A 5,463-nucleotide genomic window follows, 5' to 3' on the forward strand; every position below is an offset into this window, starting at 1 on the left:
ATTCCTTACTTCTTTAAATAAGTCTTTATACTCTGCACAATATTCATCTACGATCGCAACTGTTGGGTGAGCGTCTCTTGCCAAATGTTTCAGGATTTGTAATTCTACATCCATTGCCCTGCTTACCTTCCAGAGTTTTTTATTTTAATCCTTTTATTAAGAATACTCGGAAAGTGACAGAAGAGGGATATTACTTACCTTGTAGTAAAGCTAAATAAAAGTTAAATGTTACCTTATCTATATCTGTTCATTGAAAAAACAACAATAGAAACTAGATTCTTAAAATTAGCATAACAATGGCAAAAAGACAGCGTATTTCAGGTAAATTAAGTACATATGTAGGGGCACAACAATGTTGTGCCCTCACGATAATCTGTACCTCACCAAGTTACAAGCTGCTGTAAGTTAAGCATAGTACAAACACGATTTTGAAAACTATTAAGACCACCGTTATTACCCCAATGTTTATTAAAGCTGCGTAAAGTATTCAACTCCATTACATCACCACCGTGATAATGAAGAACTTCTTTATAGCCGAACAGTTCATCTGCTTTAGCTAGAATAGGCGGATTGTCCCAAGGAATAATCCAAAGGATTTCAACAATTCTATAAATTCTAAAATTATCTTCTCTATAAATGCCAAAATCATCTTTGCAACTCTCAACTTCTGACTTGTAGTCTAAAACTTTAACCAAGTGAGTAACGTAGCCTCTTTGCCTCAACAGAATTAAATCATCTTTTTGAGGTTTATTGGCATTAGTTTTATTATCTTTCCAGTTTAGCTTGAAGAGATAGTGAACCTTAAAATCTGAGTAAGCCCATAACTCATAAGCTTGAGGTGTAATATTTTTAGTCCACTTCAAATTGCTGAAGTCCATAACAGCATTATTGTTGATTAGTAGTAAGTCCTGTTGTATATTGTTCCCAAGTTTAAATATGTAGCTAACTGAAATATGAAAAAAATATATTTGGCGGGAGAATATAAAAATATGTAAGTTACTTTACAGTTTCATTACATATAGCAGTCCTAAATCAGTCGTGAACAATAAGATCCCCAACTTCTTTGAGAAGTCGGGGATCTGAGTCTCTCGATTTTCACAACTCATTTAGGATTGCTATATTGGCATTGGATTATAAAAAGGAGTTAAAAATGTGTGAAATATCTCAACTCGATCCTGTCCGCTTAGAAATCTTCAAAAATCTCTATCAATTTATTGCAGAACAAATGGGAATTGTTCTTCAAAATACGGCTGCATCGGTAAATATCAAAGAAAGGCTAGATTTCTCCTGCGCTATTTTTGACTCTTCTGGGTTATTAGTCGCTAATGCCCCCCACATCCCTGTGCATTTAGGCTCAATGAGTGAAAGTGTTCGCAGTTTAATTAACGAAAAACGCGACACCCTAAAACCAGGGAATGTATATCTATCTAATAATCCTTATAATGGGGGAACACATCTTCCTGACGTAACTGCAATTACGCCTGTTTTTCTAGAGAGTCGTGAAAATACTCCATTCCCTACTCCTCTCTTTTTTGTTGCTTCTCGTGGACACCAAGCAGATATCGGTGGAATTACTCCCGGTTCAATGCCTCCCCACAGTACGAGAGTAGAAGAGGAAGGAATTATTTTTGATAATTTTCTTTTGGTTGAAGAGGGCAATTTCAGAGAACCCGCAGTAAGACAGCACCTTTCAACTCATACTTATCCTGCTCGTAACCCTGACCAAAATATTGCTGATTTTAAAGCACAAATTGCCGCAAATGAACGGGGAGTACAAGAACTTCGTAAAATGGTTTCCCAATACGGGATTGATACTGTTCAAGCTTACATGAAGTTTGTGCAAGCTAATGCTGAGGAGTCGGTGAGAAAGGCTATCCATCTTCTCAAGGATGGCTCATTTGTTTATGAAATGGATAATGAGGCACGAATTCAAGTTAAAGTGACGATTCATCAAGAAAGCCGTAGTGCTACCATTGATTTTACTGGCACTTCTGAGCAACTAAATAGTAATTTTAATGCTCCCAAAGCTGTAACTCAAGCCGCAGTCTTATATGTCTTTCGGACTTTGGTTGATGATAATATTCCACTTAATGCCGGGTGTCTTAACCCTTTAGAAATTATTATCCCGGTTGGCTGTATGCTGAATCCAACTTATCCAGCAGCAGTAGTAGCGGGTAATGTAGAAACTTCTCAAGCTATTGTCGATGCTTTATATGGCGCTTTGGGCATCATGGCTGCTTCTCAAGGAACGATGAATAATTTTACTTTTGGTAATGAGCAATATCAATATTATGAGACTATCTGCGGCGGCTCTGGGGCAGGAAGTAATTTTGATGGAACTGATGGTGTTCATTCTCACATGACTAACTCCCGTTTGACCGATCCAGAAGTTTTAGAAACTCGTTATCCTGTACTTTTAGAAAGCTTTAGTCTTCGTCCCGATAGCGGTGGTAAAGGAAAATATTCTGGTGGTAATGGAGTTGTTCGCCGCATCCGGTTTTTAGAACCCATGACAGCTAATATTCTCTCTGGCCATCGGATTGTTCCTCCCTTTGGATTAAATGGCGGAGAAGCGGGGATTGTCGGACGCAACTGGATACAACGTCAGAGTGGAATTGAAGAGAATTTAGACAGCACAGCAACAGTAGAGATGAAACCTGGGGATGTTTTTGTCATAGAAACTCCTGGCGGGGGCGGCTTTGGTAAAGTCTTCTAGTACCAGTATTTTCCTAAATTGAAAGTTTCCAAATGTCGTCGATTGTTCCGAACTGTCTATTTCTCACATTGATTGGCAAAAGATTTTATCTGTAGTAACAGTTGTCAATCCAAATTCGCATTTCTTCTTCAGAACCAAAACAAGCAGAGCGTCCTGTCATTGGATCGTAGGCACGCCAACAAGAAATATGACCATGCCAGTCAGATTCCTGCCACACTTGGAGGTCAGAACTACTAGCAGCTATCCAGATGAGAAAATCTTGCCAATATTTTCGTAAATTTAACAAAAAATTAAATTTATTCATAGTGAAAGTACCTGATGAATAATGAACTATTACTTTTACTTTCACGTAAGAATTTTTAACTGAGAAGGTACAGTTTTGGCAGATTTCATCTAGTACAGTTAAGCGGCATCCCAACTGGTATAGTGAAAAAACTCATAACTGTACTAGGTAAAGTTGGTAGAAATAGTTTATATTGCCAGTATTGGTGATTATTTAGTCATTGACGAGTGCGCCAGAATGAACATTTTATTAGAACGGCAGTCACCCAAACCGATTTATTTACAAATCCGCGATCGCATTAGTCATCTCATTAAATCTGGCGCACTCAAAAGTGGCGATCGCCTCCCTTCTATCCGCTCTCTGGCAGAAAGTTTACAAGTTAACAAACTCACGATTATTGAAGCGTATAACGTTTTAGAAGCAGATGGTATTGTTTCTGCTCGTCAAGGTTCAGGATATTTTGTCAGCAGCGTTTCTCTTAAAAGCGCCAACCTAGAATCTAAATTCGCTCCAGCCCAAAATGTCATAATTACAAAGCCAGGAAAGTGTTCTTTTTATGAGATGTATACTCCACTGGTGCAAGCACAAACACAGCCAGGAATAATTAATTTTGGCTACGGTTATCCTCGTCCACCAAAAGATATTAACCTGATTGCTAGACGAGCGCTAAGACAAGATGATGCTGATATTTTCTTTCCCCACGAGATGCCTCAAGGACAACTAACACTGTGCAGACAAATTGCCCAGATGCTAGTACATCAAGGATTAGAGGTGTTTCCAGAAGATTTAATTATTACTAATGGCTCTCAGCAAGGGTTGTCATTAGCGATGAGTTATTATGTACAACCTGGTGATTGGGTGATTGTCGAAGCTCCCACCTATTATGGTGCAATTTCTATTTTAGAAAACTTAGGAGCTAAGATTATTGGCATTCCCATGACTGCGGAGGGAATGAATTTAGATTTATTAGAGCAATATTTACACAGCCACCGCCCGAAATTAATTTATACGATTAGTACCTTTCACAATCCAACCGGATTGACGACAACACAAGCTCATCGTCAACAGTTATTAGCATTAGCTGAAAAATATGAATGCCCCATTTTGGAAGATAATGCTTATGAAGGAATAAATTTTGATGCTGTACCAGCACCAATTAAAGCTTTAGATAAAAATAATTTGGTCACTTATTTAAGCACCTTTTCTAAAACTTTAATGCCGGGTTTACGAGTGGGCTATATGGTAGTTACAGGTAAGCATTATCAAGCAATTATTGAGCGAAAATTGCTCCATGACTTGCACACATCCAGTATTTCCCAAACAATAGTTAGCGAATACCTCGCTTCAGGACATTACCGCCGTCATCTCAGCCGACTTCGCACAGATAATCTGCAAAGTCGTAATACTATGCTGCAAGCTTTAGAGCGTTATTTTCCTGAAGAAATCCGGTGGACAGTTCCCACAGGTGGATTATTTCTGTGGGTACAGTTACCAGATGATTTTCCGATTGGGACAATTCGTAAGGAAGCCTTTGCACAAAATGTCTACTTGGCGTGCGGTTCGGCATTTTTCCCCGATAAGCAGGGTTATCCAGCGATGCGTCTGACTTTCTGTCTCTCGCCAGAGGAGATTGAGCAAGGTATTTCCATTGTGGGCAAGTTGCTGAAAAAGTATATTGCCAAAGGATGCGTAGATACGGAGCGGCTTGTCGTCAAACATCGCATATCTAATTATCAACCGCTTGTTCACAGTTTGTAGTCTAGGTTTCAATACGCTTGGGTTAAGGGCTAATTGTACAAAATTGTGGGTTTTCGAGACGCGATAAATCGCCGTCTCTACAAGTGTTTTGGTTTTATCTGAACTGTATTGGGCTAGGTTTCGTTATCTGAACGCAGTAATCTATTAGCCTATAAGATTGAAATTATTGAATTTGGCATCATTAGAATTTATCTTGCTTCCACTCTCGCTTGATTTTCTCCAAATCCTTCGCTGCACCCAATTGTTGAAATATTTGATGCGCTGTGTTGTAATGCTGTTGGGCAAGTTCTGTATTGCTGCGCTTACGCTCTAGCTGTGCTAAATCGTAGTTAATCTCTCCCAGTAAGTGAGTCATTCCCAATTCTTGCGCCATTACTAAAGCTTGTTTAGAAAACTGTTCTGCTGCTTCGAGATTACCGCGATCGCATTCATTTTTTCCTAAATCACTATAAGACTCAGCCATACCAGAGCGATCGCCTGACGGAAACTTTCCGGATCATCTCCCTCAACAAGCTTGACCTTAATACTTAAACGTGGTAATGAAACTTTAAACTGGTTATATGTTCCCCCATACAAAAAACTAGTGGAAACAATATTATCTCCAGCCTGAGCGATCGCACTTGAAATTGCCAAAAATTGCGCCGCTTGACCACTAGAGAGCCAGTCCAGTAGAAGGCATTGACAAATTAAGCAGATTGTGAGCTAG

At 39.1% G+C, this 5,463-nt stretch carries 6 protein-coding genes; 2 read left to right on the forward strand and 4 right to left on the reverse strand.

Annotated elements, in window-relative coordinates; genetic code table 11:
* Positions 1 to 380: 380 nt before the first annotated feature.
* Positions 381 to 878 (reverse strand): hypothetical protein, encoded by a 498-nt coding sequence (locus VB740_RS16970; protein WP_323201136.1) that lies wholly within the window; start codon positions 876 to 878, stop codon positions 381 to 383.
* 272 nt (positions 879 to 1,150) lie between these two features.
* Between VB740_RS16970 and VB740_RS16975 the strand changes: the two genes are divergently transcribed.
* The gene (locus VB740_RS16975; protein WP_323201137.1) at positions 1,151 to 2,716 is read left to right on the forward strand and encodes a hydantoinase B/oxoprolinase family protein; all 1,566 of its coding nucleotides are present in this window, start codon (positions 1,151 to 1,153) and stop codon (positions 2,714 to 2,716) included.
* A gap of 85 nt (positions 2,717 to 2,801) precedes the next feature.
* Here the strand turns inward: VB740_RS16975 and VB740_RS16980 are convergent, their stop codons facing one another.
* Positions 2,802 to 3,020 carry a hypothetical protein gene (locus tag VB740_RS16980; RefSeq protein ID WP_323201138.1) on the reverse strand — a complete coding sequence of 73 codons (219 nt, stop codon included), beginning with the start codon at positions 3,018 to 3,020 and terminating at the stop codon, positions 2,802 to 2,804.
* 216 nt (positions 3,021 to 3,236) lie between these two features.
* On the opposite strand from VB740_RS16980, the gene VB740_RS16985 reads away from it, so the two are divergent.
* Positions 3,237 to 4,757: a PLP-dependent aminotransferase family protein gene (locus tag VB740_RS16985; RefSeq protein WP_323201139.1), complete on the forward strand. Its 1,521-nt coding sequence runs from the start codon at positions 3,237 to 3,239 to the stop codon at positions 4,755 to 4,757.
* A gap of 181 nt (positions 4,758 to 4,938) precedes the next feature.
* On the opposite strand, the gene VB740_RS16990 is transcribed toward VB740_RS16985, so the two are convergent.
* Together VB740_RS16990 and VB740_RS16995 are read right to left on the reverse strand one after the other, a co-directional pair.
* Entirely contained in the window at positions 4,939 to 5,220 is a 282-nt protein-coding gene (locus tag VB740_RS16990) for a tetratricopeptide repeat protein (RefSeq protein WP_323201140.1), read from the reverse strand.
* Positions 5,196 to 5,453, reverse strand: coding sequence for a PLP-dependent transferase (locus VB740_RS16995; RefSeq protein WP_323201141.1), 258 nt, complete (start codon positions 5,451 to 5,453; stop codon positions 5,196 to 5,198). Before VB740_RS16995 ends, VB740_RS16990 begins: the two co-directional genes overlap by 25 nt.
* Positions 5,454 to 5,463: the final 10 nt, after the last annotated feature.

The organism is Nostoc sp. UHCC 0251, assembly GCF_034932245.1.
Taxonomy (GTDB): Bacteria; Cyanobacteriota; Cyanobacteriia; order Cyanobacteriales; family Nostocaceae; genus Nostoc.